Genomic DNA, 25,657 nt, shown 5'->3' with positions numbered 1-25,657 from the left:
ACGGTCAACAACACAGCCGCAATCATCACATTCCGTTTCACTTGATGATACCCTGCGCAATCAACACTGCCCAACCACCATAGATGATGACCGGGGGCAGCAGCGCAACGGCCAGGCAAGCGGGCCAGCGACGGCCAGTCCAGTTCTGCACGCCCAAGGCTAGCAATATGATGCTCCAGATCAGGCCCACATCAACAGCTTCGGCAAAACCCATCCACGGGCCGCTTTGCTGTTGCAACACGAGTTGATTCAGCGAGAGTGGATGCAACTGGGACATGCTGATCTGGCCGTCGGTGTTGAGCAGCATTTGCGCGGCTGCCGACACCAGCAACAGAAAGTGGGGCATATTACTCCACACTACCAGCGCAAACCACTGGCGGAACGAGCGGCCGAAGCCCAGGATTTTGGCGATACCGGCCAGGTATAGCGCCATCAAGCACCATCCGAGCGGCATCAGCAGCAGATCATGGATCAGTGCGCTGGTCATCAATAGATGCCGCTGGATCGTCAGGCGCGCAGTCTCGCGTAGGTTCACATCGGCGATGCTCAGCAGCGCTTGCTCTTTGAGCCACTCGAAATCCACCACGCTGTAGTACCAGGCGGAGACCGCCGCCGTGCTCAAGGTCAACAGCAATAAAGGCGGCAACCAGCTCGCATGCGTGTTCAGCGCCGCGAACAGCTTACGTGGTTCGGTGATGCTCTGGCTGAACAGAGCGTTAAATGTAGGCCGTGCTGAAGCAGGCGCCAGTGGCGTGCGGATATCAGAAGTATTCATATGCTTAGTCCATGAAAAAAAAGTGGTGCAACGGTTTTTATCAATCGTCCGCTAGCGGGCGGCCTGCTTCAGATCCGTGTCCCTGGAACCGCGTTCGCGCAGCTTGCCTTCGCACACCTCGAAGATGCGATCGCCCTCTGAGATGGCTCCGGAGCGGTGAGCGACAATAATGCGCGTCAACTGCAATTGCCGTATCACCGCGCTAATGCGCCGCTCATTGTCATTGTCGAGATGGCTTGTGGCTTCGTCCAAAGCCAGGATGCGCGGTTGTTTGTACAACGCACGTGCCAGCAGGATGCGCTGTTTCTGGCCGCCGGAAAACACATTTCCCATTTCGCCTACCAGCGTTTGGTAGCCCATCGGCGTCGCCATGATGTCATTGTCAATTGCCGCCCGTCTTGCGCATTCACTGATGCGCTCTGGCTCAGCGTCGCGGGCAAAAAAGCTGATGTTGTCGGCGACCGATCCTTGCTGCAGGGTGTCGTCCTGCATCACTGCACCAACGAGCTGGCGATAGTTTGACAAGCCGAGCGACGTGACCGGAATGCCGTCCACTAGCATCTCGCCTTCTGTGGGCTCCAGCAGCCCCATCAGTATTTTGCATAGCGTGGTCTTGCCGCCGCCGCTGGCACCAGTAAGAACCACGCTTTCGCCGGCGTCGATCTGCAAATCGACGCCATCTAAAATCCACGGATCGGCTGGCGAATAGCGGAAGCGTACTTGTTTAAGAATGATGGCCCCGCGTATCTGGCCAAGATCGCTGCGGGCAGGCGGCGCCGGCTCGGTAGGCTCATGGACGATGCCGCTCAGGCGCTCGCCGTGGACCCGGGTCATATTCAGGTCCGACAGGAGGTCGATAAGGCGGGTAGCACGGGTGGAAAAGATCATGGCATACATGCTGCAGGCCATCAGCATGCCGATACTCATGACTTGATCCATCACCAGGCCGGCCCCCAGATAAAATATTCCCAGCGCTTGCACGCTAAAGATTGCGGTGTTGAACACCTTGACCAGCGCGATGATGCGTTGTCGCCGGGCTTCGCAATTGATCGCATCATGCTTCAGATTGAACCAGCGCGCGCTGCGTTCGCTTTCCTGTCCATATAGACGGATCGCTGTGATCGATCGCAAGGTTTCGAGGAAATAACTATGCTCTTTGGCGTGCAGCAGCAAGCCATCATTGGTCACGTCGCGCAATGGTTTCTGTATCAGTTCGCGCATTACGCCATATACCACCACACACCCCAGTGTGAGCAGCGCCAGCTTCCCAGAGTAGACCACCATGACGATCATCGAGAGCAATGCCAACATCAGGTCGAGCACCGTCTCCAGCATCAAGTTGGTGAGGGTGTTTTGCATTATGGTGATGCTCTCGAAGCGCGAGTTGATATCACCTAGATTGCGCTTTTCAAAGTACGCGATCGGCAAGCGCGTCAGATGGCTAAACACGCGCGCTACCCACTGCAGGTTTACCTCGAAGCTCCAGCGCATCAAGAACCGGGCCCGCGCATAATCAATGGCCGTATATATCACGATCAGCAGCAGAAACGCACAGAACAGCGTAGTCAGGAAAGAGCTACTGCCCGACAAAATGACTTCATCGACAACGACCTGATTGAATATGGGCAGCATCACGGCGAACAACTCCAGCGCGGCTGACCATAACAGCAATTGCAGCGTAGCGCGGCGTAGGCCACGGACTGGACCGATCAGGCTACGCAAAGACAGCGACGCCGTGTGATCATGACGCTCGAAACGTGGTGTCGGCGTGAACTCTAGCGCGATACCGGTAAATGACGTTGACACCTGCGCCAGCGAAAGTCGGCGCTTGCCTAAAGCGGGATCGAGCACAATGACACCGCGCGCACCGCCCAGTACCCGCGTCAGCACCACGAAATGGTTCAGGTTCCAATGCAGAATGCAGGGCAACTGCAGTTCAGGAAGATCCTCAAGATCCAGTCGCAGAGGACGCGCAACCAACTCCAATGCACCGGCGTGCTTGATCAGCTCGGCCGTAGTGGCGCCTCGTTGGCTAGTAGCGAACTGACGCCGCATACCAGGCATGTCATAGATTTTTCCGTAGTGTGATGCAATCATCGCTAGACAAGCGAGGCCACACTCGCTGGATTCTCCCTGGAGCACAACTCGCTGTTTCATGCTCGGCTTCCTAACAACCATTGGGACAATGGTGTGGATGATTGCGGCAAATTGACATTGAGCAGCAGCCCCTCAGGAATCTTTTGTGTTTTACCGGCAGCTCGAATTTCTGGAGTCAATAGCGTCAGCGTTATGCGCCGGTAAGTGACAACGCCGACGTTGCCTTTATTGCCTCCGCTCCGCAACTTGGCTTGCACTCCCTCGGGGAGGCGATTTGCATATAAAAAACCACTATCAACCGCACGCACGATGCCGGTTTGCAGGCCGAATTTTTGATAGGGGTAAGCATCGTAGTGCAGCGTGACGCGTTGACCAGGAGCCAGGGCAGCGGCATTGCTGACCGGAACAAAAATAGTGGCCACGACCGCCCTGCTTTCAGGACTTAATAATATTTCCTCGGTAACACCGGCAGCCATGACATTTTTAGCGATAGAGCCGTAATTAATAAGGAGAAAAAGCGCCATCGCCATACCGAGGCTAATAAATGTAATTACCCATCCCGATATGGAGTGCAATATACGAATTTCGCCGAAGTCGCCAGAACCATTTCCTGACAAAACCTCCGCGCGAAAAAAAGTATTTCTTACGACCGAAGCCATGATGTCTCGAGTTTTTTAAATTATTTTTTAAAATTTAAAAATGGGCTGCCCCTTGAAGAATGGAAAGCAGCCCACTTCTTAATTCAGGGCATCAGGAGACGCAGAAGGTCTCACCCAGCCAGCCGCCGACGACAGTTCCGACGACGCCGCCTACGATTGCGCCGGCAGGGCCGCCAGCCGCACCAATCGCAGCACCGAAGCCAGCAGTGAAGCTGGAGTAAATATCATTGCAAACACCAGCACCACTTGCTACATCAAACTCTTCTACAGCCAATTCACGAATTGCCATTTATTTCTCCATTAAGTTATGGTTATAGACTTAAACGGAAGTCTCCACCGATTAATGACCATCAAAATGATTAGTCAAAAATTAGTTAATTTTCTTCGATATTGTTTTTGCTAACTGTTGAGTGAAGATTAATGCAATTTCTAGATGGCAACCAATGACTTTTTTATTGAAATTGATATGCTTTTTCGTATCGCGTATTACGCAGATGATTACGGCAATCCAGAAATTGCGCGCAGTTACGGAGCCGCACCATTTTTGGAAGCAAATGAGGGAGGGGATTTGGAGGAGCTGCTATTACAGAAGGAAGGTAAAATCAGAGATATCTGACTTCGCCCGGCGGGGTAACCCAGTTGTCGCTCTTCCCGTCGAGGTAGGTGATGGGTGCGTTCACCAGTTCTTCGGTGCTGACGTCATCAAGGCAGGTGACATTGACTGAGTAGAATTCGCCCCAGCGCGGGGAGCGGCCGATGCCGAATGAGCGCACGCCGCAATGGCGGCAGAACAGGTGCTTGTCGGTCTTGGTGAGGAATTGGTAGAGCGTCAGGTCGGCCTCGCCGGACTTCAGCCTGAAGGCGTCGGGTTTGATGATGGCCGGCCAGTAGCGCGCCTTCACGCAGATCGAGCAGTTGCAGCGCAGCGTGCCTTGGCTAAGATCGATATCGGCTTCAAACGTCACTGCGCCGCAGTGACAGCTACCGTGATAGGTTTTCAGCATAGCTGCGTGGCCGTGTTGTTGCGCGGCGTGGCGTTTTCGTGGAATAGGTCAGACAGGTATTCGCACAGATCTGCTTCGGCAACGTCGCCGGGGATGATGAAGTCGGCGGGGCGGCGCTTGCCTTCGGCGCCGTAGTAGAAGGCGCGCCATGCGCCCTGCTCTCCGGTCACCAAAATATAGTCGCCGAAGATTTTGAATTTCAGCTCTTTCACCGGAACGCCTCGATCACGATTTTCGCGACGTCGCCGTGAATCTCAGGACGCGTTTTGTCATCCTTGTTCGGCTGCGTGATGTACACGGCCAGCACGATCGGTGCTTTCCCCGGCGGCCAGATGACGGCAATATCATTGACCGAACCATAGTCGCCCGAGCCGGTTTTATCGGCCACCGGCCAGCCGGCCGGCACGCCCGAACGAATACGGGTCGCGCCGGTGGTGTTCCCCAGCATCCAGTCCTTGAGCTGCTTGCGCGCCGCCGTTGGCAAGGCTTCGCCCAGCACCAGCTTTTGCAGCGACTTTGCCATCGCCAGCGGCGTGGTGGTGTCGCGCGGGTCACCCGGCAACGCGGTATTCAGCTCCGTCTCCCAGCGCTCTTGCCTGTATTCGGTGTCGCCGATCGAGCGCGCGTAGGCCGTCACCGCAGCCGGTCCGCCGATCTGTTTCATCAACAGGTTGGCAGCGGCGTTGTCGCTGATTTGCAGCGTCGCTTCGCACAGCTCAGCGACGGTCATGCCCTCGCCCACATGCTTGCTGGTGACCGGGGAATACGATACCAGATCGCTCTTGTCATATGCGATGCGCTTTTTCAGCAGCGCCGGCTCACGCGACAAAATCGCCGCCGACAACATCATTTTGAAGGTGCTGCAAAACGGGAAGCGCTCATCGGCGCGATGCAGCACCGTGCGGCCATCCGCCGTGTTCAGCGCCGCCACGCCCAGCCGCCCAGCCGATTCTTTTTCCAGCCGCGCCAGCAGCGCCGCCGGCGTCAGTGGCGCGCTAGTCGGCGACTGGTCCAACAGGTCGGCGGCACGCGCCAAGGGAGTCGAGACCAGCGCCAGCATCAGCGCGCGACGGGTTGTGAAATGCTTCATCGGCTGCGAATAATAGTTAAGTAAATGAAAACACATCATACCAGTGCGTCAGGAAAAAAGCTTCACTATTGCGCGCGCCGCATTCCGCCTTGGTTGTAGACTCTTTTCATGGCTACTCAAGTGCTCATCGTCGGCGCCGGACCTACCGGCTTGGTGCTTGCCATTGCGTTGGCAAGACGGGGCGTTGCTGTCCGCATCATCGATAAAAACAGCGGCGCCGGTCAGGCTTCGCGCGCGATGGCGGTGCACGCACGTACGCTGGAGTTCTATCGCCAGCTGGGCTTTGCCGAAGTGGTGCTCAACCAGGGCATCAAAATAGAAGCCATCCATTTGCGCGAACATGGCGAGGATATCGCCGAACTGCCGCTCAAGGACATCGGCGCTGGCCTCAGTCCCTATCCTTTCGTACTGGCCTATCCGCAGGACGATCACGAACGCTTCCTGGTCGCCCAGCTGCACGCGGAAGGCGTGGACGTCGAATGGAACACCGAACTCGAATCCTTCACGCAGGACGAATGGGGCGTGCGCGCCGTGCTGCAGCAGGACGGCGACTGCCACACAGCCAGCAGCGTTTATCTTTGCGGCTGCGACGGTGCACGCAGCCGCGTACGCGAATCGCTGCGGCTCGATTTCAGCGGCGGCACGTACCAGCACCAGTTCTACGTGGCCGACGTGCAGACCGCCGGCCCGCCGAACCGCGATCTGGTCGGCCACCTCGGCGCCAATACATTTGCGCTGATGCTGCCGGTGCGCTCGCGCGGCATGCAGCGCCTGATCGGCATCCTGCCGGAAGACGCGCCGCCCGAGCCGGATTTCGAAACCGTGCGCCCGGTGCTGGAACCGCTGCTCGGCATCCGCGTCGAGCAGGTGAACTGGTTCTCGACCTACCGCGTGCATCACCGCGTGGCCGCGCACTTCCGCGTCGGCCGCTGCTTCCTGGCCGGCGACGCGGCCCACATCCACAGCCCGGCCGGCGGCCAAGGCATGAACACCGGCATCGGCGACGCCATCAACCTCGCCTGGAAGCTGGCCCACGTGCTGCAAGGCCGCGCCGACGCAGCGCTGCTCGACACCTACGAGGCCGAGCGCATCGTCTTCGCCCGCAAGCTGGTGGCCACCACCGACCGCGCGTTCCAGCTGATCGTCTCGCAGGGCGCGGGCGGACAGCTGTTGCGTAGTTGGCTGCTGCCGCATGTGTTCCCGGTGCTAAGCGGCTTTGCGACGGCGCGCCGCACGCTGTTCAAGACCTTGTCGCAAGTGCTGATCCATTATCCCGACAGCCCGCTCAGCGCCGGCCGGGCGGGCGATGTGATTGGCGGCGACCGGCTGCCGTGGCTCCCATCCGATAACTTCAGCGCCCTGCAATCGCTGGAATGGCAGCTGCACGTCTACGGCCGCACCGATCCTATGCTGGCCGCAGCCGCGCAAGCTTTGCGCCTGCCGCTGCACGCCTGGCCGTGGAGCGAGGACGCCGCCCATGCCGGCCTGCTGGAAAATGCCGCCTATCTGGTGCGCCCCGACATGCACGTGGCGCTGGCCCTGCCCCGGCAGGAAGCCGACGTGCTGCAAACGCTGGCCACACGCTTTGCATTACGATTCAGCAGGGATAGCTAAATGCCATTGACATCCCATCAGCGGACAAGCTAAGGTCATTGTCCCGCTGATACCATGCAAAGGATGCCATGACTTATTCCCGCCGCGAGTTCCTGCTGGCCGCCCTCTCCGCCACCGCCGTTCCTGGGCTGTCGTGGGCCGACACCGGCACCGCCGACGCCACTTTCAGCAAGCTGCTGGAGGATATTGCGGAAGAAGTCCTGCGCCTGTCGCCAACCAGCGCCACCGGCTTAGGCCTGGACAAGGGCGCGCGCGCCGCGCTGAAGTCTCAGCTGGAAGACCTGTCGCCAACGGGCGATGCCGCGTGGGCAGCGGAAGTCAAATCCATCCACAGCCGCCTGCGCGCCATCGACCGCAAGGCCTTGAGCGCCGACGCGCAAATCCGCTACGACACCGTCGCCTACGCAGCGGAATCGGGCATCGCCGGCCTGCGCTTTCCATTCGGCGGCGCGGCGTCCGGCTTCAATGGCGGCACCGCACCTTTCCCTGTCACGCAGCAGGACGGCACGCTGACGCGCATCCCGGAATTTCTCGATTCGCAGCACCAGATCAACGACGCCGCCGACGCCGAGGCCTACCTCGAACGCCTGGCCGGCATGGCCAAAATGCTGGACCAGGAAACCGCGCGCATCGCCGAGCAAGCCGGCAAAGGTATCATGCCGCCGGACTTCATCTGCCGCACCGCCTTGGGCCAGTTGCAGGACTTCCGCAAGACCGCAGCCGCTGAACAAAAGCTGGTGACTTCGATCACCGAACGCACGCAAAAGCAGAGCATCTCGGGCGACTGGCACGCACGCGCACTGAAACTGGTGGAAGGCTCGGTCTACCCTGCGCTGGAACGCCAGATCGACACCTTCAGCAAAGCCTCGGCCAAAGCCACCAGCGTGGCCGGCGTGCACCGCCTGCCGGACGGCGCAGCCTATTACGAGTGGGCGCTGCGCCTTGGCACCTCGACCACCCGCAGCGCGAAAGAAATCCACGCCATCGGCCTGGAACAGAACAAGCAGCTGCAGGCGCGCATCGACGCCATCCTGAAAAAGCAAGGCCTCACCCAGGGCACCGTGGGCCAGCGCCTGCTCGGGTTGTCGAAAGACCCGCAACGCTTCTACGCCGATAACGACAAGGGCCGCGAAGAGCTGATCGCCTACTGCAATGAGCGAGTACTGGCGGTGCGCAAGCTGATGCCGCAGATTTCGCACCTCGACATGAAAGTGCCGCTGCAGATCAAGCGCGTGCCGATCGATATCGAAGCCGGTGCACCGCTGGGCTATATGAACTTCGCGTCGCTGGACGGTTCGCGCCCTGCGATCTACTACATCAACCTGAAATCGACCACGCTGTGGCCGAAATCGGAAATCGCTACGCTGACCGCGCACGAAGGCTTGCCGGGCCACGCGTGGCAAGGCGCCTACCTGGCCGAGCACCACGACCAGCTGCCGCTGATCTCTTCGCTGATCGGCTTCAACGCCTTCATCGAAGGCTGGGCGCTGTATGCGGAACAACTGGTCGATGAATTCGGCCTGTACACCAACGATCCATTTAGCCAGATCGGCTATCTCCAGGCGCAGCAATTCCGCGCTTGCCGCCTGGTGGTGGACACCGGCATGCACGCTTTGAAGTGGACGCGCGAACAGGCGATCCGCTTCCTGGTCGAGAACACCGGCCGTGGCCAGCAAGCCATGACCAGCGAAATCGACCGCTACACCGTATCGCCGGGCCAGGCCTGCGGCTACAAGATGGGCCACAACGAAATCCTGCGTCAGCGCGAGCGCGCCAAGGCGGCGCTGGGTGCCAAGTTCGACCTGGCCGGCTTCAACGACGCGCTGGTGACCAGCACCGGCGTGCCGCTGACGGTGCTGCCAACCGTAATTGACCGTTACATCGCCAAACAACAGAAAGCATAAAAGTCGTTTATACGGCGATGATTTTCTTGTAAGCTTGTTATCTCAATCATGAAAACCATCGCCATCATCGGCGGCGGCGTCACCGGGGTGACCACCGCCTATGCCCTCGCCAAGCGAGGTTTCGCCGTCACCCTGCTGGAACGCCATCGCTACGCGGCGATGGAGACCTCGTATGCCAACGGCGGCCAGCTGTCGGTCTCCAATGCAGAGGTATGGAATCACCGTTCCACCATAGCCAAGGCCTTGCAATGGATGCTGCGCAGCGATGCGCCGCTGCTGTTGCATGCGCATCCTACGTGGCACAAGCTGTCATGGCTGACTGAGTTTATCGGCGCCATGCCGCAATATCACGACAACACCATCGCCCTCGCCCGCATGGCGGTCGCCGCGCGCGAGCACCTGTTCCAGTGGGCCGATGATGAGGGCATCCAGTTTGACCTGAAACGCCAGGGCATCCTGCACATTCATCGCGACCGAGAAGAGTTCGAGCATGCGCTAGCCGTCAGTAAGCTGCTGGAGCGCGGCGGCGTACCGCGCCGCGCCGTCACGCCGGACGAGATGCGCGCGATTGAACCGGCGCTGCAAGGCCAGTACTACGGCGGTCATTACACCGAGAGCGATAGCAGCGGCGATATTCATAAATTTACCAACGGGCTGGCGCAAGCTGCGCAGCGCCTCGGTGCGCAGCTGCGCTTCAATCAAGAGGTGGTGCAGCTCAGCGCCAGCGGCGGTGGCGTCAGCGTCACCGTGCTGCAAGGCGATAGCGCCGACACCACCGATTACGATGCGGTCGTGATCTGCGCCGGCGCGGCCAGCCGCGAACTGGCGGCGCAAGTTGGCGATGACGTCAACGTCTATCCGGTCAAAGGCTATTCGGTCACGCTGCAGCTGGACGATGCGGCCAGCCAGGCCGCTGCGCCGCAAGTGAGCCTGGTCGACGACACCGTGAAGCTGGTAAGCAGCCGTCTTGGCGACAACCGCCTGCGGGTGGCTGGCACTGCGGAGTTCCACGGTTTTAACCGCGACATCCGCGCCGACCGCATCGCGCCGCTGACAGAGTGGGTGCAACAGAACTTCCCCAGCGTCAGCACGCGCAGCATCACCCCCTGGGCCGGACTGCGGCCGATGATGCCGGATTTGATGCCGCGCGTTGGTCCCGGCAAGGCGCCAGGCGTGTTCTATAACACTGGCCACGGCCACCTTGGCTGGACACTGTGCGCGGCCACCGCCGACATGGTCGCCGCCAGCATCGCGGCCGCGCGCGACTCTGTACTGCAACGCACCACAGGCCCCTTGAAATTAGCGTAAACTACCTTCATCTTAGGCCTGTCTTCACCAGGAGGTATCACATGAACCATATGACGGCACAATCTATTGCACGTGTCACCATGCTGGCCGGCGCTCTGGCGTTCGCAGCCCCAGTATTTGCCGCCGAACCGACCATTCACGATATCTACGTGGCGGCAGAAGCAGGTAAATACGCTGAGGCACAAACCATGTTGGACCAAGTGCTGAAGGCGCACCCCAACAGTGCCAAAGCCTATTTTGTCGAAGCCGAGCTCCAGGCCAAGCAAGGCCAATTTGCGGCGGCTAAGGCATCCTTTAACAAGGCGCAGCAGCTGGCACCGGGCTTACCTAAAGTCGATCCGCAGGCAGTTACCAAACTGCTCACGCTAATTGAAGAAGGCCAGAAGATCAATTATTCGCAGCAGCCGGCGCGTCACGCCAGTAACGGCAGCTACAGTAATGGTGGTTACGCTAATCCTCCGCAGAGCAGCGGTATCTCGCTGGGCAGCATCCTGATTTGGGGCGCGGGCCTGGCCGGTTTTATCTGGCTGGCGACGCGCTTCATGCAACGCCGCCAGCAACAGCAAGCGGCTAACGATGGTTTCAACCCGGCCGGCTACAATCCGGGTGCAGCGCCGGGCTATCCTCCGGGGGGCGGCTATCCGCAGCAGCAAGGTTATGGTCAACCGGGTTACGGACAGCCAGGCTATCCGCAGCCTGCGCAACCGGGCATGGGCTCGCGCATCATGGGCGGCCTGGCAACTGGTGCGGCGGTAGGTGCGGGTATTGTGGCTGGTGAGGCGATTGCACGCCAGTTCACCGGCGGCCACGATTCCAATTCGGGTAACCACGACCAGCAACGCAACGACATCATGTACGACGATCCTTCGTCGCGCGATGAACTGCTGCGCCGCGACGACATGGGCGGCAACGACTTCGGCACCAGCGGTGGCTGGGACGATGGCGGCAGCAGCAGCGGTGGCGATAGCGGCGGCGGTGGCGGTGGGGGCGACTGGGACTAATCCCAGCTAACTCACCTCACGGGGCGCGACGCTCGCCCGCCCCGGCAGCCTGCATCGCAAGGTCCCAGTAAGCGGGACTGCCAAAATACTCCCTCAAATGACGTATCAATAGCTGGGCCTTGGCCTGGTTCGAACGACCCGGCATATGCACCGCATGGATCGCCGGTTCGTTCGGATCACGGCGCGCGTTGGCGATATCACGCTCCACCGGCAGCATCGGGAACACCGGCACCAGCTGCCCCGCCACGATAGCGTCACTCGCCAGCCAGTTCGCCAGATGCACAATGCCCGCGCCGCTGATGGCCGCATGCAGCAGCGAGTCGGTATCGTCACAGCGCAAGCGCCCCTTTACCGGCAAGGGCTGGTACCCATTCACGCCTTCAAAGCGCCACCAGCCGCGCGGCGGCACGCGGCCGTTCACCGTCAGGCATTCATGATTGAGCAGGTCCACCGGCGAGGTAGGCCAGCCATGCCGCTCCAGATAGGCCGGGCTGGCGCTGACCACACGGTTCATGCCTGCCAGCCGCGTCGCCACCAGATCGCTGGCCGGCAGCACGCCGGCGCGCACCGCCACGTCCACGCGGCGTGCCGACAAGTCCACCACATCATCGCTGACATGCAGGTCCACTTCGATCAGCGGATGGCGTGCCAAAAAACTGGCAATGGCCGGCGCCACGTGCAGACGGCCGAATGCGGCGGGTGCGGTCACTGTCAACAAGCCGCGCGGCTCGCTGTCCAGTTCCTGCACGGCGTTTTTACCATCGGCCAGTTCGGCCAGGATATTGCGGGCGCGCGGCAAAAAGCGTTCGCCCGCATCGGTCAGGATCACCTTGCGCGAACTGCGTAGCAGCAGGCGCGCGCCCAGCTCCTCTTCCAGCGCATCGACCTTGCGCGACACTGAGGACACCGCCATTTCCAGCTGCACCGCCGCGCGCGACAAGCTACTCAGTTCCACTACCGTAACGAAGCATTTCAAAGCATCGATCATCATCTCTCCATCGCCAGACATCTTTGCGGATTTCGCAAAGACTATTTGCTTCTTTGCGTATTGTGCCATTTATTGCAAAGCAGCATACTGCTGTTTATCGATGAATTGTTAAGGATGACAGCAATGAAATTTACCCCACTACTGGCCGCACTGGCCTTCGCCGCTCCCGTCTTCGCCGCCGCGCCACTGGCCGGCACCAACGCTCCCGGTTTCCACCGCATCATGCTGGGCGACTTTGAAGTCACCGCCGTCAGCGACGGCACCGTCGACCTGCCGATCGACAAACTGCTGCACGAACCGGCCGACGTCACCGCCAAGGCGCTAGCGCGCAATTTCCAGAGCCTGCCGACCGAGACCTCGGTCAACGGCTTCCTGATCAACACCGGCAGCAAACTGATACTGGTCGATACCGGCGCGGGCAGCTTGTTCGGCCCTACCCTCGGCAAACTGGTGGCCAACATCAAGGCTTCCGGTTACCAGCCGGAGCAAGTCGATGAAATCTACCTGACCCATTTGCACCCGGACCACGTGGGCGGACTGGCAGCCAACAGCCAGCTGGTATTCCCGAACGCTGTGGTGCGCGCCGATAAGCGCGATACCGATTTCTGGCTCAGCCAAGCCAACCAGGATAAAGCGCCAGCCGACAGCAAGGGCTTCTTCCAGGGCGCGGTGGCGTCGCTGTCACCGTATGCGGCTGCGCAGCACCTGAAGCCATTCAGCGGCGATACCGAACTGGCGCCGGGCGTACGCGCGACGTCGAGCTACGGCCACACGCCGGGCCACACCATCTACACGGTGGAAAGCAAGGGCAAGAAGCTAGTGCTGCTGGGTGACTTGATCCACGTCGCTGCAGTGCAGTTCGACCATCTAGAAGTGACCATCGGCTTCGATAGCGACGCCAAGGCCGCAGCCGCAGCGCGCGCCAAGGTGTTCCAGGCCGTGGCCAAGGACGGCACGCTAGTCGGCGTATCGCACCTGTCCTTCCCCGGTCTGGGTCACTTGCGCAGCAACGGCAAGGGCTACCAGTGGGTGCCGGTGGCCTACAGCCAGCTGCGCTGATATGAGCGACGCCATCTCGGTGCTGATCGTCGACGACCATCCGCTGCTGCGCGAAGGTCTCGGCGAAGCCATCTCCGCGCAGGCAGACATGCGCGTGGTGGGCGAGGCATCCAATGGCCGCGAGGCTGTGGATGCCCACGTGCGGCTGCGGCCCGACGTCACCATCATGGATATCGCCATGCCGGTGATGGACGGCGTCACCGCGCTACATGAGATACGGCGCGAGCAAAACAATGCGCGCGTCGTCATGCTCACTACCTACAAAGGCGATGCGCAGATTCTACGCGCCGTACAAGGCGGTGCGGCAGGCTTCCTGTTGAAGAGCACTTTGCGCAAGGACTTGCTGGATACGGTGCGCGGCGTGCACATGGGCCAGCGCCGCATTCCGCCGGAGATCGCGATGGAACTGGCCCAGCACATGGGCCAGGGGCCGTTAAGCTCGCGCGAGATGGAAGTGCTGAATTGTGCGGCGAGCGGCAACTCGAATCGCCGCATCGCCGAGCACCTGTCGATTTCTGAAGAAACCGTAAAAGCGCATATGAAGAACGTGCTGGCCAAACTGGCCGCAAACGATCGCACCCACGCGGTGACGATCGCTTTGAAGCGCGGGATTATTACGATCTAGTCGAATTTAATCTTTTGCTGCGGCGGCCAGCCAGGCCAATATCACGCACGGCAGCAGCAAGCCGTGGAAGCCCGCCAGCATAAACGCCACGCCGCCGCTCAAGCAGCCGACGGTGAACGCGAACACCGGCCACGCCAGCTTTTTGCAGCGGCCTATCGCATCGCGGTCGCCGCGCAGCGAGTCCACCATCTCGATCACCAGCGTGGTCACATTCCCCGTCATGACGGTGGTTGCCGCCACCTTGCCCAGCAATAGCTTGCCGTAAGTGTTTTGCACCGCCATCGCGCCGGCGCACAAGGCACCGGTCAACAGCGTTAGTGGTGCGGAAGCCTCCACCACCGGCGCCGCCTGCCACGCGCACAGCACCGTCGCCAGCATCGTGAAAAGCTGGAACAGGAAGCTGTTACGCAGCGCCATGCCGCCGCTGCGCTCCCAGTGCAGTATCGCCAGCCGAGCCAACGCCACGAACAGGATAAACACCGGGAACACCAGCAGCTTGATAGCGATGGTTTGCGACGGCTCGATCAGCGCACGGCCGATCAGCACGAAGTTGCCGGTCACGTGGGCCGTGAACAGGCCGAATAGCCCGACGAAGCCCAGCGTGTCCACGTAGCCAGCCAGGAAGCCCAGCGCCACGGACTGTTTGATATCACCGCGCTCCATCGCCACCCTCCCGCAGATCGAGCCATGCCACTAGCAGGAAAGCGCCGGTCAGGCCGAGATGCTCAAAGAAGCTGTTGGCCGCCATGAAGCGATCATGGCCGCCCATCTCCCAGAAGCGGTTGGCCACAAAGGTCGCCATCAGCGTGAACACGCCGAGGAACCCCGCGCCCAGCCAGCGATAAAAGCCGGTGAGGATGGCCAGCGAGGCACCCAGTTCCAGCGCGATCACCAGCGCGGCCAGCGGCCCCGCCGGCGACAAGCCGAAATGCTGCATCTCGCCGACTGCCGCGTCGAAGTCGATTAGCTTGTTGATGCCGCCCTGAAGATACGCGGCGCACAGCAGCAACAGGCACACCCAGCGTATCCACGGCGCGTGCCGCGCAGCGGCTGTCGCAATCGCAGGCGCTCGCATCACACCGCCCAACAGGCGCAACCCAGCGCACCCCAGAAGCTTTTCAGGTCCGAGGTTGGCAGCTTGCTGCCCCACGCATTGGCGTGCTGGTGACCGTGCACATTGCAGTTGTTGGCGCAGCCGCAGGCAGCGGCTTGCTGCTCACGTTCGCGCTTCTGCTGCAGCTGGCGTTTCTCCAGTTCCTTGAGCGCGGCGCGGCTGGTACCCTGCTTCTCGCCCCATCCGGCGTAACCACCGAAACGGCGCACCGGCGACCAATCCGGCATGGCCGGCGGCGGCAGCGTGTCGTGGCTGGCGAAGGCGCCGGCCGCGTAGACGATTTTTCCGCCGACGATGGTCAGGTCGGAGGTCAGGTCCCAGATTTCGCTTTCGGCGCAAGCGTAGAAATCCTTGTCCGGCACGATCAAGTCGGCTAACTGGCCGGGCTGGATGCGGCCCTTCTTGCCTTCTTCGTTGGAGAACCAGGTGGTGTTCTCGGTCCACATGCGCAGCGCAGTTTCGCGGTCGAGGCAATTAGCGCGCGGGTAGAGCTGCGCGCCGCTCACGGTTTTGCCAGTAATCATCCACGCCAGCGACACCCACGGATTGTACGAAGCCACGCGGGTGGCGTCGGTGCCGGCCGAGGTTTTCACGCCTGCTTCAATGATTTTCTTGATCGGCGGCGTGGCTTCGGCCGCGCCGTGGCCATAGCGCTCGATGAAGTACTCACCCTGATAAGCCATGCGGTGCTGCACCGCCACACCGCCGCCCAGCGCAGCGATACGGTCGATCGAACGGTCAGAGATGGTTTCCGCGTGGTCGAAGAACCAGTTCAGGCCCTCCAGCGGAATGTCCTGGTTCACGCGCTCGAACACGTCCAGCGCGCGGCTGATGGTTTCGTCGTAGGTGGCGTGCATACGCCACGGCCAGCGGTTCTGGGCCAGCACGCGCACCACGCCTTCCAGGTCGTCTTCCATGGTTTCCGGCATGTCGGGACGCGGCTGGCGGAAGTCTTCAAAGTCGGCCGCCGAGAAGGTCAGCATCTCGCCTGCGCCGTTGTGGCGGAAGTAGTCATCGCCCTGCTGGTACTTCACGCTCTGCGTCCAGTTCAGGAAGTCCTCCTTTTCCTGCTTGGGCTTCTGCGTGAACAGGTTGTAGGCCATGCGGATAGTCAGCTGCTTGGCATCAGCCAGTTGCTGGATCACCTGATAGTCTTCCGGATAATTCTGGAAGCCGCCACCGGCGTCGATCACGCCGGTCACGCCGAGGCGATTCAATTCGCGCATGAAGTGGCGGGTCGAATTGACCTGGTATTCGAGCGGCAGCTTCGGACCTTTCGACAGCGTCGAATACAGGATGGAGGCATTCGGCTTGGCCAACAGCAGGCCGTTAGGATTGCCGGCGGCGTCGCGCAGGATCTGGCCGCCCTGCGGCTCCGGCGTATCCTTGGTGTAGCCGACGGCGCGCAGCGCAGCACCGTTCAGCAGCGCGCGGTCGTACAGGTGCAGGATGAATACCGGCGTATCGGGCGCCACAGCGTTCAGCTCTTCGATGGTCGGCAGGCGCTTTTCGGCGAATTGGTGTTCGGTGAAACCGCCCACCACGCGCACCCACTGCGGCGCCGGCGTAATCGCCACTTGTGCCTTCAGCATGGCCATCGCATCGGCCAGCGAACGCACGCCGTCCCAGCGCAGCTCAAGGTTGAAATTCAGGCCGCCGCGAATGATGTGGCAGTGGTTGTCGATCAAACCTGGCAGTACCCGTTTGCCTCGCAGGTCGATGATCTTGGTCTGCGGACCGGCCAGCGCCATGATCTCGTCGGCGCGGCCGACGTGGGTGAACTTGCCATCCTTGATGGCCACCGCTTCAGCATGCGGATTGCTACGGTCCAGCGTCGTGAACAGGCCGCGGTGGAGAATCAGGTCAGGTGTTTGGGACGTTTGTGACATCAGGTGCTCCTTTTATCATCGGTCTTCTGCGCGGAAGGCAGTTGGCCGAAGCAATGCGGTTTTACGTGGTCTTCGATCCACGATACTTGTTTGCTCTCCGGCTGCCACAACTGCCGTAACAACGGCGGCAGCTGCTCGCCAAGCAGCATGCCTAGCAGGCCAACCAGCGCAATCACCGGCGGCGCCGGCGAGCGTACGTTGAGGAAGCCGTAAATCAAACCGACCAGCAAGCCAACGGCCAACGACACAATATACATTTTCATGATTTAGCATAGCTCCAGTAAGTAAATCGTACATGTAGTTTAGAGAGTACGCGGCATTCCGGCATCACCGGTAATGATCGTGCATCCCCCTCCCATTTGGGGGATCACGGCTAGCACATAGATAGGTGCTAGAATGGCAAGATGACGACCGCACGCGCACAACAGCTCTTGCAGGCCGCAGCATTGTGCGGCCTGTTATGGTGCGCGCAAGCGCTGGCGCAGCAGCCCGCAGCGCGGCCGCACCAGCAATACACTCACACGGCATGGAGCGCGCTCGATAACGCGCCAGTCGATATCCTCAACATCACACAAACCAGCGACGGCTGGTTATGGCTGGCCGCCGGCACCGGCTTGTATCGCTTCGACGGCCGCCGCTACGAACGCACCGACAGCGGGAAGGCCATGCCCTGCTCTCGTCCAATGTCCGCACCCTGTATGCACCGCCGGAAGGCGGCTTGTGGGTCGGCTATCGCATGGGCGGCGGCATCAGCTACTTCCACAACAACCAGGCGCGCCACTACACCGCCGGGCAAGGCCTGCCTTCCGGCGCTATCACCAGCATCGCGCGCGCACCAGACGGCGTGCTGTGGGTCGCCGCGCGCGACGGTCTGGCGCGGCTTGCGGGCGACCGCTTCATCACCGTTGGCGCGGAGTCCGGGCTGCCGCTGCGGCGCGCGCGGCATGTGCTGTTCGATCGCAGCGGCAGGCAGTGGGTGGCCATGCAAGGTGGGGTTTATAGCCGCGCCGACCAGCATGCGCCGTTCCGTCCCGCCTGGCCGAGCGGTGACTTTAAAAATATTTCGCTGGCGCCCGACGGCACTGTGTGGGCTTCGGATGCGGACAGCTACTTCCGTATGCAGCCCGATGCGCCGGCAGGCGGCGCCGCCGCGCGCCCGGCCTTCGCCGGCAGCGATATGCACTACGACCGCGATGGCAATATGTGGCTGTTCCGCTCCGGCGGGCTGGAACGGCGCAATGCCGGCGGCAGCGCAGGACAACAGCAGGATCTGAGCGGCGGCCTGCCGCAAAGTTTTTTCCAGGACCGCGAAGGTAATGTGTGGATCGGCAGTTCTGCGGGCCTGAACCGCTTCCGCCGCAATCGCCTGCTAACGCTACCTTTGCAAACCTTGTTCAATCATCCTGCGATTGCACCGGCAAGCGGCGGCGGCGTGTGGGCCGGCGACCGCGCCGGCGCGCTGCACGCACTGGGAACAGAGGGAGAGCGGCGCAGCGTACTGTCCGGGCGCATCTCGGCGCTGTACCGCGATCCCGACGGCGTACTCTGGGCCGGCAACGACGAAGAAGTGTGGAGCGCCAATGCGGGACGCGTGGAGCGCTATTCGCTGCCAGCGGAAGCGCGCAGCTACGAAGTGCAGGCCATGAGCCGCGCAGCCGGCGGTGGCCTGTGGGTGTCGGTGGTGCGCGAAGGCTTGTATTTGCTGAAGGACGGCCATTGGCAGCACCAGCCCCCGCCGCCGGTGACCATGCCCGGTATGGGCGACCAGTTCCCTACCAGCCTCGCGGACGGCGGCAACGGCGTGTTATGGGCCGCCTACATTCGCAACCAGATTGTGCGCATTGCGGACGGCAAGACGGATAGCTATGGTGTCGAGCAAGGCGTCGATATAGGCAATGTGCTGTCCCTGTATCGCGACAAGGACTACCTGTGGGCTGGCGGGGAACGCGGCGTCGCCTGGTTCACCGGCGAGCGCTTTGTCTCACTGCACGGCCGCAATGGCGAGATGTTCCGCGGCGTGTCCGGCATCGCCCGTACCGCGCAAGGCGATCTATGGCTGTTCGGCACCGAAGGCTTGAGCCGCGTCAGCGCGCAGCAGGTGGCGCTGGCGCAGCGCCAGCAAGGCCACGAGGTCGAATACGAACGCTTTGACGCCCACGACGGCCTGCTGGGCGCAGCCTCGCAACTGCGTCCCATGCCATCGCTGGTATTGGGTGACGACGGCTTGCTGTGGATGGCGACCGCTAACCGCATCCATTGGATCGATCCCTCGCACATCACGCGCAACCCGGTGCCGCCGGCGGTGCAGGTGCAGCGGCTGGCGATCGGCGAGCGGCGCTACAGCCCCCTGCCCGGCCTGGTGCTGCCCAAGTCCACCAGCAGCCTGCGGCTTGACTACACGGCACTGAGCCTGGGCGTGCCGGAGCGCGTGCGCTTCCGCTATCGCCTCGACGGCGTAGACAACGACTGGCAAGATCCCGGCACGCGCCGCCAGGCCTTCTACACCAACCTCGATCCCGGCGACTACCGCTTCCGCGTGATGGCAGCCAATGAAGACGGCGTTTGGAACCCTGAGGAAGCGCAACTGGCGTTCAGCATTCCGCCAGCGTTTACCGAAACCGCCTGGTTCAAGCTCCTGTGCGCGCTGGCGCTTGGGCTGCTGCTATGGATCGCCTATCGCCTGCGCATGCAGCACGTAACACGCCAGCTACGCCGCCGGCTGGAAGACCGCGCCGATGAACGCGAACGTATCGCCCGCGCGCTGCACGACACCTTCCTGCAAAGCGTACAAGGCCTGATGCTGCGCGTGCAAACACTGATCAAGCGCCTGCCGCCCGGTAGCGAGGCCGCCCTGCTGGTGGAGAAAATTCTCAACCAGGCCGACGAGGTGCTGGCCGACGGCCGCAACCAGCTCAATGGCTTGCGCAGCGTGGCAGCGTGGCAGCACGAACTACCGCGCCTGTTCAGCGAACTGGGACAGCAGCTGCGCGAAGAGCACGCGGCCGACTTTGCGCTCATCGTCACCGGCCAGCTGACGGCATTGAGCGATGCGGCGGGCGAGCACCTCTACCACATCGGCCGCGAAGCGCTGTTCAACGCCTTCCGCCATGCCAACGCCTGCCGCATCGAACTGGAACTGGGCTACGCGCAGGACTACATCACACTACAGGTGCGCGATGATGGACGCGGTATTCCGGAGCCGGTGCTGGCATGCGGCGCACTGCCCGGCCATTGGGGCCTGATCGGCATGCGCGAACGCGCCTTGAAAATTGAAGCGACATTGGATTTGTGGTGCCCACCCGGCCACGGCACGGTGGTGGCAGTGCGCGCGCCAGCGGCCGCCGCGTACCAGCGCCGGCGCAGTGCGCTGCGCCGCTGGCTGATGCGGGAAGCGGCTTAACTACCGCGCTTAGCTACAACGCTTAGTTACAACGTTGTTCCGCAGGCATGCAGGTCGAGGATGCCGCGCTCGATCGCCAGCGTAACGGCGTGCGTGCGGTCGCTGGCATTCAGCTTGGCGAGGATGCTCTTCATGTGCACCTTCACCGTTTCTTCCGAAATCACCAGGTGCATGCCGATGCGCTTATTGCTCTGGCCTCCAGCCACCAGCTGCAGCACTTCCACTTCGCGCTTGCTTAGCGCTCCCTCGTGCCAATGCTCGGCGATGCCGCTGGCCACCGCCGCCGGGATGCTGCGCCGTCCTTCGTGCACGCAGCGGATGGTCGCCAGCAGCTCCTTGCGCAGCATGCTCTTTAACAGGTAGCCCGCAGCGCCGGCCGATATCGCGCGCTGCGCCAGCACGTCGCCTTCATAGGTGGTCAGCACCACGATGCGGGCGCCGGGAAATTCCTTGCGGATCGCGATGGTAGCGTCGATACCGTTCATCTCCGGCATCTGGATATCCATCAGCGTGACGTCCGGCCGCAAGCGGCGATACGCGTCCACCGCCTGCATGCCATTGGTGGCTTCTTCCACCAGCTGCATATCGTCTTCATCGGCGATCACACTGGCTATGCCCTCGCGGAACATCGGGTGGTCATCCACACTCAGGATGGTTATAGGTCGCGCATTCATACCCTAAGCATGACATAAACGCAAGCACTTGCCTATACCTCCATCTAGGTAGGAGCCACCTCCCGTATCGGGGCGTGGCAAAACGGGATGAAAACCTTATTCTTCTATTCATGCATGGATTCAGCTCCAGTTTCCCGCGCGGGAGTGCGGGTACGGGCCTCTTGACCTTGAGGATAGCCGTGAGCCTGCAGCTGCTCATAGAGAGCGGCTGCGGCGGGATCGCGCCCTGGTGGCTGGTGCTGCTGGAGCTGGCGGTGGTACTGGCGTTGGCGTTCGGCGTGCTGACACCAGTGGCGGCGCTGGCCAGCGCAGGCTTCCAGGTCACCTGCCTGCTGCACGCCGACTGGCCGCACGCGGCCTCGCTGATGACCGCCACCGTGACGGCGATCGCCCTGGTGCTGCTGGGCGCGGGCGCCTACTCGCTGGATGCGCGCCTGTTCGGACGTCGGCGGCTGGTGGTACCGCCGGATCCGGAACGACAGTGATTGTTTTTTTATTTTTAGGAGAGTGACATGCAAAATGAGCAAGTCAACGTCAACATCGCGCACGCAGATCCCATCGTCAGCGCCGGTCTGGCCGCGCTGCTGGGCGCGCACGGCGACATACGCATCATCACCGAGGGCATGGCCGATGTCGTCATCCTCGATCACCGCAACGGCATGGAGCACATGCGCCGTAGCGCCGCAGCGATGCATAGAGAGGCACAGCCGCGCGTACTGGTGGTAACCCAGCTGGAACGCGAATGGGAAGTCCGCACCGCCATGATGGCCGGCGTGCACGGCTACCTGCTGCAAAACGCCGACGCCGAGCAGTTGCTAACCGCCGTGCGCACCCTGAGCCGCGGCATGCGCTATCTGAGCCCTGAGCTGAGCCGCTGCGTGGCCGACAGCTTCACCCGCATCGGCCTGACCAACCGCGAAAGCGATGTGCTGCAGCTGCTGGCGCAAGGCCAGTGCAACAAGTCGATCGCGCGCGAGCTGGGAATCGGCGTCGGCACCGTCAAGACCCACGTCAAAGGCTTATTTGACAAGCTAGGCGCAACGGCACGCACCCACGCCGTGGTGCTGGCCACCCGGCGCGGACTGGTAGGAGATTCATATCTGAATCAGTCACATTAAGCACACATTGATGTAGAATCCGGGAATGCACGCCCAGACTATCAACCACAGCACCTCACATCGCCAGACGCGTTATCAACGCGTCATGATGTTCTTCGTGCTGCTGTTCCTGGCCTTGCAGCTGCTGGGCGCGAGTTCGCACACCCACGCCTACACCGACCACGAACCGGATTGCGCGGCATGCTCGGTGGTGCACCTGCCGACCGGCGGCGTGCCGCCTGCCACCCTGTCGATCGCCGCACTGGCACTGCCAAGCAGCCTGCCGGTGCTGGCGCCGCAAACTACTGCGCCGGTCGCCCAGACCAGCTACCTCACCCCGCCTTCCCACGCGCCGCCCGGCGTTGCTGTTTCTTCCATCTGAATTTTTTAATTCGCTGCGCGCCGATTAACGGCTTGCGCAGCTTCGCGTTCGTACATTCAAGGATTTAACATGCAACCCCGTATCCGTATCTTGCCGCTGCTGATCGCAGCCATTTTCTGCAACCACGCCTACGCCGAAGACGACGCGGTGATCCCGCAAGTCGAAGTCACCGCCGCCCACCTGAAAAATGCGCGCATTGATTTGTCGCCTAACGTCGGCACCACCATCTACAGCATCGACAAGCACATGATCGACCAGTTGGGCCAGGGCGACAACACGCCCTTCAACGAAGTGCTGCTGCGCCTTCCGGGCGTGAGCCAGGATTCGAAAGGCTCCGGCTCCATCCACGTGCGCGATGACCATGCCAACGTACAGTACCGCGTCAACGGCGTGCAGCTGCCGGAATCGATCAGCGGCTTTGGCCAGTCGATCGACACCCGCTTCGTATCGTCCACCGATTTCATTACCGGCGCGCTGCCGGCGCAATTCGGCCTGCGCACGTCCGGCATCGTCGACATCCAGACCAAGGAAGGCCAGCCGAATAACGGCGGTCGAATCGGCGTGCTGGTTGGCAGCCATGACCACGTGGAGCCGAGCGCGGAATTCTTCGGCACCCAGGGCGCGTTCAACTACTACCTGTCCGGTAGCTACCTCTCGAACAACCTCGGTATCGAAAACCCGCTGCCGACCACCAGCGCGCTGCACGACCAGACCAAGCAAACCAAATCGTTTGGCGCCCTGTCCTACTTCGTCGACGACAACACCCGTCTCGGCCTGATGTTCGGCACCTACAACGGCCGCTTCCAGATTCCGAATAATCCGAACCAGGAACCGGCGTACACCATCGCCAACACGCCTGATTCGGCGCAGCTGGACGAACGCCAGCGCGAAGTCAATCGCTTCCTGGTGCTGTCGCTGCAAAAGAGTATGGGCGACCTGAATTACCAGCTGTCGGCCTTCCACCAGTATTCGGAGCTGCACTACACGCCGGACGCGGTGGGCGACCTGGCCTACAACGGCGTCGCCTCCAACACGCTGCGCTCCAATTCGGCCAGCGGCACGCAATTCGACGCCAGCTACAAGCTGAATGCCACCCACACCCTGCGCGCCGGCCTGGCCTACACGCGGCAGACCACGCACAGCGACAACAGCGTCGGCGTGTTTGACCTGAACGACGACGGCACCCAGGCCAGCACCACGCCGCGCACCATCATCGACAACAGCAGCAAGACCGGCAAGCTGTCCAGCGTCTACCTGCAAGATGAATGGCATATCGGCGCGCCGCTGACCATCAACTACGGCGTGCGCTTCGATAAAGTGTCGGCCTTTGTCGATGAGCAGCAATGGAGCCCGCGTATCAACGTGGCCTACCAACTGGCCAAAGGCACGGCGCTGCATGCCGGCTACTCGCGCTACTTCACGCCACCGCCGCAGGAACTGGCGGCGCAGTCCAGCATCGACAAATACGCCGGCACGTCGAACGCGCCGGCAGTGGCGCAGTCGGACAACGTCAAGTCGGAGCGCACCCACTATTTCGACGTCGGCATGAGCCACCAGCTGAGCGACTCGCTGACCGTGACGGTGGACGCCTACTACAAGAAAATCCGCAACATGCTGGACGAAGGCCAGTTCGGCCAAGCCCTGATCCTGTCGCCGTTTAACTATGACCGCGGCTACGCCAAGGGCCTGGAGCTGTCCGGCGTCTACAGCCAGAAGTACTGGGGCGCTTTCCTCAACGTGACCACGCAGAAGGCCGAAGGCACCAACATCACCTCGGGTCAGTCGCTGTTTGGCCCGGACGAATTGGCCTACATCGCCAACCACTATATCCACGTGGACCACGACCAGACACTGACCGTGTCGGGCGGCGCGCACTACCACTGGGGCGACTCGCAGATCAGCAGCGATTTCCTGTACGGTAGCGGCTTGCGCATGACGCCAGACGGCGCGGCGCCGAACTCCGGCCACCTGCCGCACTACACCACCGTCAACTTCGCGCTGACGCACACCTGGAAAGCGACGCCGGTGGGCACAGTGGAAGGCCGCCTGGCGTTGATCAACGCTTTCGACAAGTCCTACCTGCTGCGCGACGGTTCGGGCGTGGGCGTGGGTGCGCCGCAGTATGGTGAACGCCGTTCGCTGTACGCCGGCATTTCAACCAGTTTTTAACCAGCTTTTAATTAGTTAAACATTAACGCTATAATCGGCCATCCCTGACAACGATGGCCGATATATGATCGCTCTGGCGCTGGCGTTTTACCTGGTCTTTATCCTGCCCGGCAGGCACTTGTGGCGCAGCGTCCGCCCGGACGACGCGCCCAAGCCTGCGCTCACACAACGCTACCTTCTCTCGATACGCGACATCGGCCTGACGCTGCTGGTACTGCTGGCCATCTGCTGGTGGAACGGCTACAGCGCGGCTGACATGGGCCTCGCAGCGCCAACCAGCGGCGCCCCGCTATGGTACCTGGTCGCCGCCGTCGTCGCCATGACCGCGCTACTCGCCGGCAGCGCGATCCAAAGTGCCCGCATGACGCCAGAAAAAGTAACGGAAGCGCTGGACAAGGGCCGCGACACCGGCATGCCAGCCGACGCCGATGAATTACGCCTGTTCGCCATTCTCGTCCTCTCCCTCGGCGCCGGCTGGGAACTGCTGTATCGCGGCTTCCTGCTGCTGGTGCTGACACCTTACATCGGCACCTGGGGCGCGGTGGCGGTGTCCGGCCTGACCTACGGTGCGGCGCACGGCTACAAGAACCCCAGGCAATTCACGCTCAGCGTCGTCTCGGCGCTGCTGTTCGCCGCCGGCTATGCGCTGAGCGGCAGTTTGTGGTGGCTGATGGTGATCCATATCGGCATGCCGCTGAGCGGCGCGGTCAGCATGATCCAGTTGCGCAGGCGCGAGCTTCAACTAGCTTCATCGGCCGACTAAAATCCGGCCTGATTGTGGGCGCCACGCGTCACACGGGCCGGTACT

26 protein-coding genes are annotated in these 25,657 nt (G+C 61.7%); 13 read left to right on the top strand and 13 right to left on the bottom strand.

What is annotated here, in order from left to right:
* Positions 1-37 precede the first annotated feature (37 nt).
* The 4 genes from GTP46_RS17075 to GTP46_RS29500 form a co-directional block, all read right to left on the bottom strand.
* Positions 38-775, bottom strand: coding sequence for a YIP1 family protein (locus GTP46_RS17075; protein ID WP_161007835.1), 738 nt, complete (start codon positions 773-775; stop codon positions 38-40).
* 51 nt (positions 776-826) lie between these two features.
* The gene (locus GTP46_RS17070) at positions 827-2,932 is read right to left on the bottom strand and encodes a peptidase domain-containing ABC transporter (RefSeq protein WP_161007834.1); all 2,106 of its coding nucleotides are present in this window, start codon (positions 2,930-2,932) and stop codon (positions 827-829) included.
* A complete protein-coding gene (locus GTP46_RS17065; RefSeq protein ID WP_161007833.1) occupies positions 2,929-3,531 on the bottom strand; it encodes a hypothetical protein in 603 nt (200 codons plus the stop codon). The genes GTP46_RS17070 and GTP46_RS17065 overlap by 4 nt, the downstream gene beginning before the upstream one ends.
* 91 nt (positions 3,532-3,622) lie before the next feature.
* A complete protein-coding gene (locus GTP46_RS29500) occupies positions 3,623-3,820 on the bottom strand; it encodes a hypothetical protein (RefSeq protein ID WP_202414313.1) in 198 nt (65 codons plus the stop codon).
* Between the two features lie 144 nt (positions 3,821-3,964).
* Here GTP46_RS29500 and GTP46_RS17060 point away from each other — a divergent pair, with 144 nt between their 5' ends.
* Positions 3,965-4,147, top strand: coding sequence for a hypothetical protein (locus GTP46_RS17060; protein ID WP_161007832.1), 183 nt, complete (start codon positions 3,965-3,967; stop codon positions 4,145-4,147).
* Here the strand turns inward: GTP46_RS17060 and GTP46_RS17055 are convergent.
* The 3 genes from GTP46_RS17055 to bla are packed head-to-tail and all read right to left on the bottom strand — an operon-like array spanning position 4,134 to position 5,625.
* Positions 4,134-4,535 carry a GFA family protein gene (locus GTP46_RS17055; RefSeq protein ID WP_161007831.1) on the bottom strand — a complete coding sequence of 134 codons (402 nt, stop codon included), beginning with the start codon at positions 4,533-4,535 and terminating at the stop codon, positions 4,134-4,136. The genes GTP46_RS17060 and GTP46_RS17055 overlap by 14 nt on opposite strands.
* Positions 4,529-4,747: a DUF7661 family protein gene (locus tag GTP46_RS17050; protein ID WP_161007830.1), complete on the bottom strand. Its 219-nt coding sequence runs from the start codon at positions 4,745-4,747 to the stop codon at positions 4,529-4,531. The genes GTP46_RS17055 and GTP46_RS17050 overlap by 7 nt, the downstream gene beginning before the upstream one ends.
* Positions 4,744-5,625 (bottom strand): class A beta-lactamase, encoded by an 882-nt coding sequence (bla, locus tag GTP46_RS17045; RefSeq protein ID WP_161007829.1) that lies wholly within the window; start codon positions 5,623-5,625, stop codon positions 4,744-4,746. The genes GTP46_RS17050 and bla overlap by 4 nt, the downstream gene beginning before the upstream one ends.
* A 108-nt stretch (positions 5,626-5,733) precedes the next feature.
* On the opposite strand from bla, the gene GTP46_RS17040 reads away from it, so the two are divergent.
* From GTP46_RS17040 to GTP46_RS17025, 4 genes are all read left to right on the top strand, one after another.
* On the top strand, positions 5,734-7,239 hold the full coding sequence (locus GTP46_RS17040) for an FAD-dependent monooxygenase (RefSeq protein ID WP_161007828.1): 1,506 nt from the start codon (positions 5,734-5,736) through the stop codon (positions 7,237-7,239).
* A 68-nt stretch (positions 7,240-7,307) separates the two neighbouring features.
* Positions 7,308-9,143, top strand: a complete 1,836-nt coding sequence (locus GTP46_RS17035; RefSeq protein WP_161007827.1) for a DUF885 domain-containing protein — start codon at positions 7,308-7,310, stop codon at positions 9,141-9,143.
* Between the two features lie 48 nt (positions 9,144-9,191).
* Entirely contained in the window at positions 9,192-10,451 is a 1,260-nt protein-coding gene (locus GTP46_RS17030; RefSeq protein WP_161007826.1) for a D-amino acid dehydrogenase, read from the top strand.
* Between the two features lie 41 nt (positions 10,452-10,492).
* Positions 10,493-11,452, top strand: coding sequence for a tetratricopeptide repeat protein (locus GTP46_RS17025; RefSeq protein ID WP_229258986.1), 960 nt, complete (start codon positions 10,493-10,495; stop codon positions 11,450-11,452).
* A gap of 16 nt (positions 11,453-11,468) precedes the next feature.
* Here GTP46_RS17025 and GTP46_RS17020 read toward each other — a convergent pair whose 3' ends face one another.
* A complete protein-coding gene (locus tag GTP46_RS17020; protein ID WP_229258985.1) occupies positions 11,469-12,443 on the bottom strand; it encodes a LysR family transcriptional regulator in 975 nt (324 codons plus the stop codon).
* 120 nt (positions 12,444-12,563) lie between these two features.
* On the opposite strand from GTP46_RS17020, the gene GTP46_RS17015 reads away from it, so the two are divergent.
* Complete coding sequence (locus GTP46_RS17015) at positions 12,564-13,499, top strand: MBL fold metallo-hydrolase (protein WP_229258984.1); 936 nt, start codon at positions 12,564-12,566, stop codon at positions 13,497-13,499.
* A gap of 1 nt (position 13,500) precedes the next feature.
* The gene (locus GTP46_RS17010) at positions 13,501-14,124 is read left to right on the top strand and encodes a response regulator (protein ID WP_161007824.1); all 624 of its coding nucleotides are present in this window, start codon (positions 13,501-13,503) and stop codon (positions 14,122-14,124) included.
* Positions 14,125-14,130: 6 nt separating this feature from the next.
* On the opposite strand, the gene GTP46_RS17005 is transcribed toward GTP46_RS17010, so the two are convergent.
* From GTP46_RS17005 to GTP46_RS16990, 4 genes are read right to left on the bottom strand one after another with little or no spacing between them, the layout of a single operon-like run.
* Positions 14,131-14,787, bottom strand: coding sequence for a YoaK family protein (locus GTP46_RS17005; RefSeq protein WP_161007823.1), 657 nt, complete (start codon positions 14,785-14,787; stop codon positions 14,131-14,133).
* The gene (locus GTP46_RS17000; RefSeq protein WP_161007822.1) at positions 14,774-15,199 is read right to left on the bottom strand and encodes a DoxX family protein; all 426 of its coding nucleotides are present in this window, start codon (positions 15,197-15,199) and stop codon (positions 14,774-14,776) included. The genes GTP46_RS17005 and GTP46_RS17000 overlap by 14 nt, the downstream gene beginning before the upstream one ends.
* Positions 15,199-17,127 carry an amidohydrolase gene (locus GTP46_RS16995; protein WP_161007821.1) on the bottom strand — a complete coding sequence of 643 codons (1,929 nt, stop codon included), beginning with the start codon at positions 17,125-17,127 and terminating at the stop codon, positions 15,199-15,201. Before GTP46_RS16995 ends, GTP46_RS17000 begins: the two co-directional genes overlap by 1 nt.
* Positions 17,127-17,390 carry a DUF1427 family protein gene (locus tag GTP46_RS16990; RefSeq protein WP_161007820.1) on the bottom strand — a complete coding sequence of 88 codons (264 nt, stop codon included), beginning with the start codon at positions 17,388-17,390 and terminating at the stop codon, positions 17,127-17,129. Before GTP46_RS16990 ends, GTP46_RS16995 begins: the two co-directional genes overlap by 1 nt.
* A gap of 455 nt (positions 17,391-17,845) precedes the next feature.
* On the opposite strand from GTP46_RS16990, the gene GTP46_RS16985 reads away from it, so the two are divergent.
* Entirely contained in the window at positions 17,846-20,527 is a 2,682-nt protein-coding gene (locus GTP46_RS16985; RefSeq protein ID WP_161007819.1) for a sensor histidine kinase, read from the top strand.
* A 26-nt stretch (positions 20,528-20,553) separates the two neighbouring features.
* On the opposite strand, the gene GTP46_RS16980 is transcribed toward GTP46_RS16985, so the two are convergent.
* On the bottom strand, positions 20,554-21,201 hold the full coding sequence (locus GTP46_RS16980) for a response regulator (RefSeq protein ID WP_161007818.1): 648 nt from the start codon (positions 21,199-21,201) through the stop codon (positions 20,554-20,556).
* A 167-nt stretch (positions 21,202-21,368) separates the two neighbouring features.
* On the opposite strand from GTP46_RS16980, the gene GTP46_RS16975 reads away from it, so the two are divergent.
* From GTP46_RS16975 to GTP46_RS16955, 5 genes are all read left to right on the top strand, one after another.
* On the top strand, positions 21,369-21,686 hold the full coding sequence (locus GTP46_RS16975; protein ID WP_161007817.1) for a DoxX family protein: 318 nt from the start codon (positions 21,369-21,371) through the stop codon (positions 21,684-21,686).
* Between the two features lie 27 nt (positions 21,687-21,713).
* Complete coding sequence (locus GTP46_RS16970) at positions 21,714-22,319, top strand: LuxR C-terminal-related transcriptional regulator (RefSeq protein ID WP_161007816.1); 606 nt, start codon at positions 21,714-21,716, stop codon at positions 22,317-22,319.
* Between the two features lie 25 nt (positions 22,320-22,344).
* Positions 22,345-22,680: a hypothetical protein gene (locus GTP46_RS16965; RefSeq protein WP_229258983.1), complete on the top strand. Its 336-nt coding sequence runs from the start codon at positions 22,345-22,347 to the stop codon at positions 22,678-22,680.
* Positions 22,681-22,749: 69 nt separating this feature from the next.
* Positions 22,750-24,849 (top strand): TonB-dependent receptor, encoded by a 2,100-nt coding sequence (locus GTP46_RS16960; protein WP_161007815.1) that lies wholly within the window; start codon positions 22,750-22,752, stop codon positions 24,847-24,849.
* 64 nt (positions 24,850-24,913) lie between these two features.
* A complete protein-coding gene (locus tag GTP46_RS16955) occupies positions 24,914-25,612 on the top strand; it encodes a CPBP family intramembrane glutamic endopeptidase (protein WP_161007814.1) in 699 nt (232 codons plus the stop codon).
* Positions 25,613-25,657: the final 45 nt, after the last annotated feature.

It is taken from the genome of Duganella flavida, assembly GCF_009857445.1.
Taxonomy (GTDB): Bacteria; Pseudomonadota; Gammaproteobacteria; order Burkholderiales; family Burkholderiaceae_D; genus Rugamonas; species Rugamonas flavida.
This window is presented reverse-complemented; position numbering and strand designations above follow the sequence as displayed.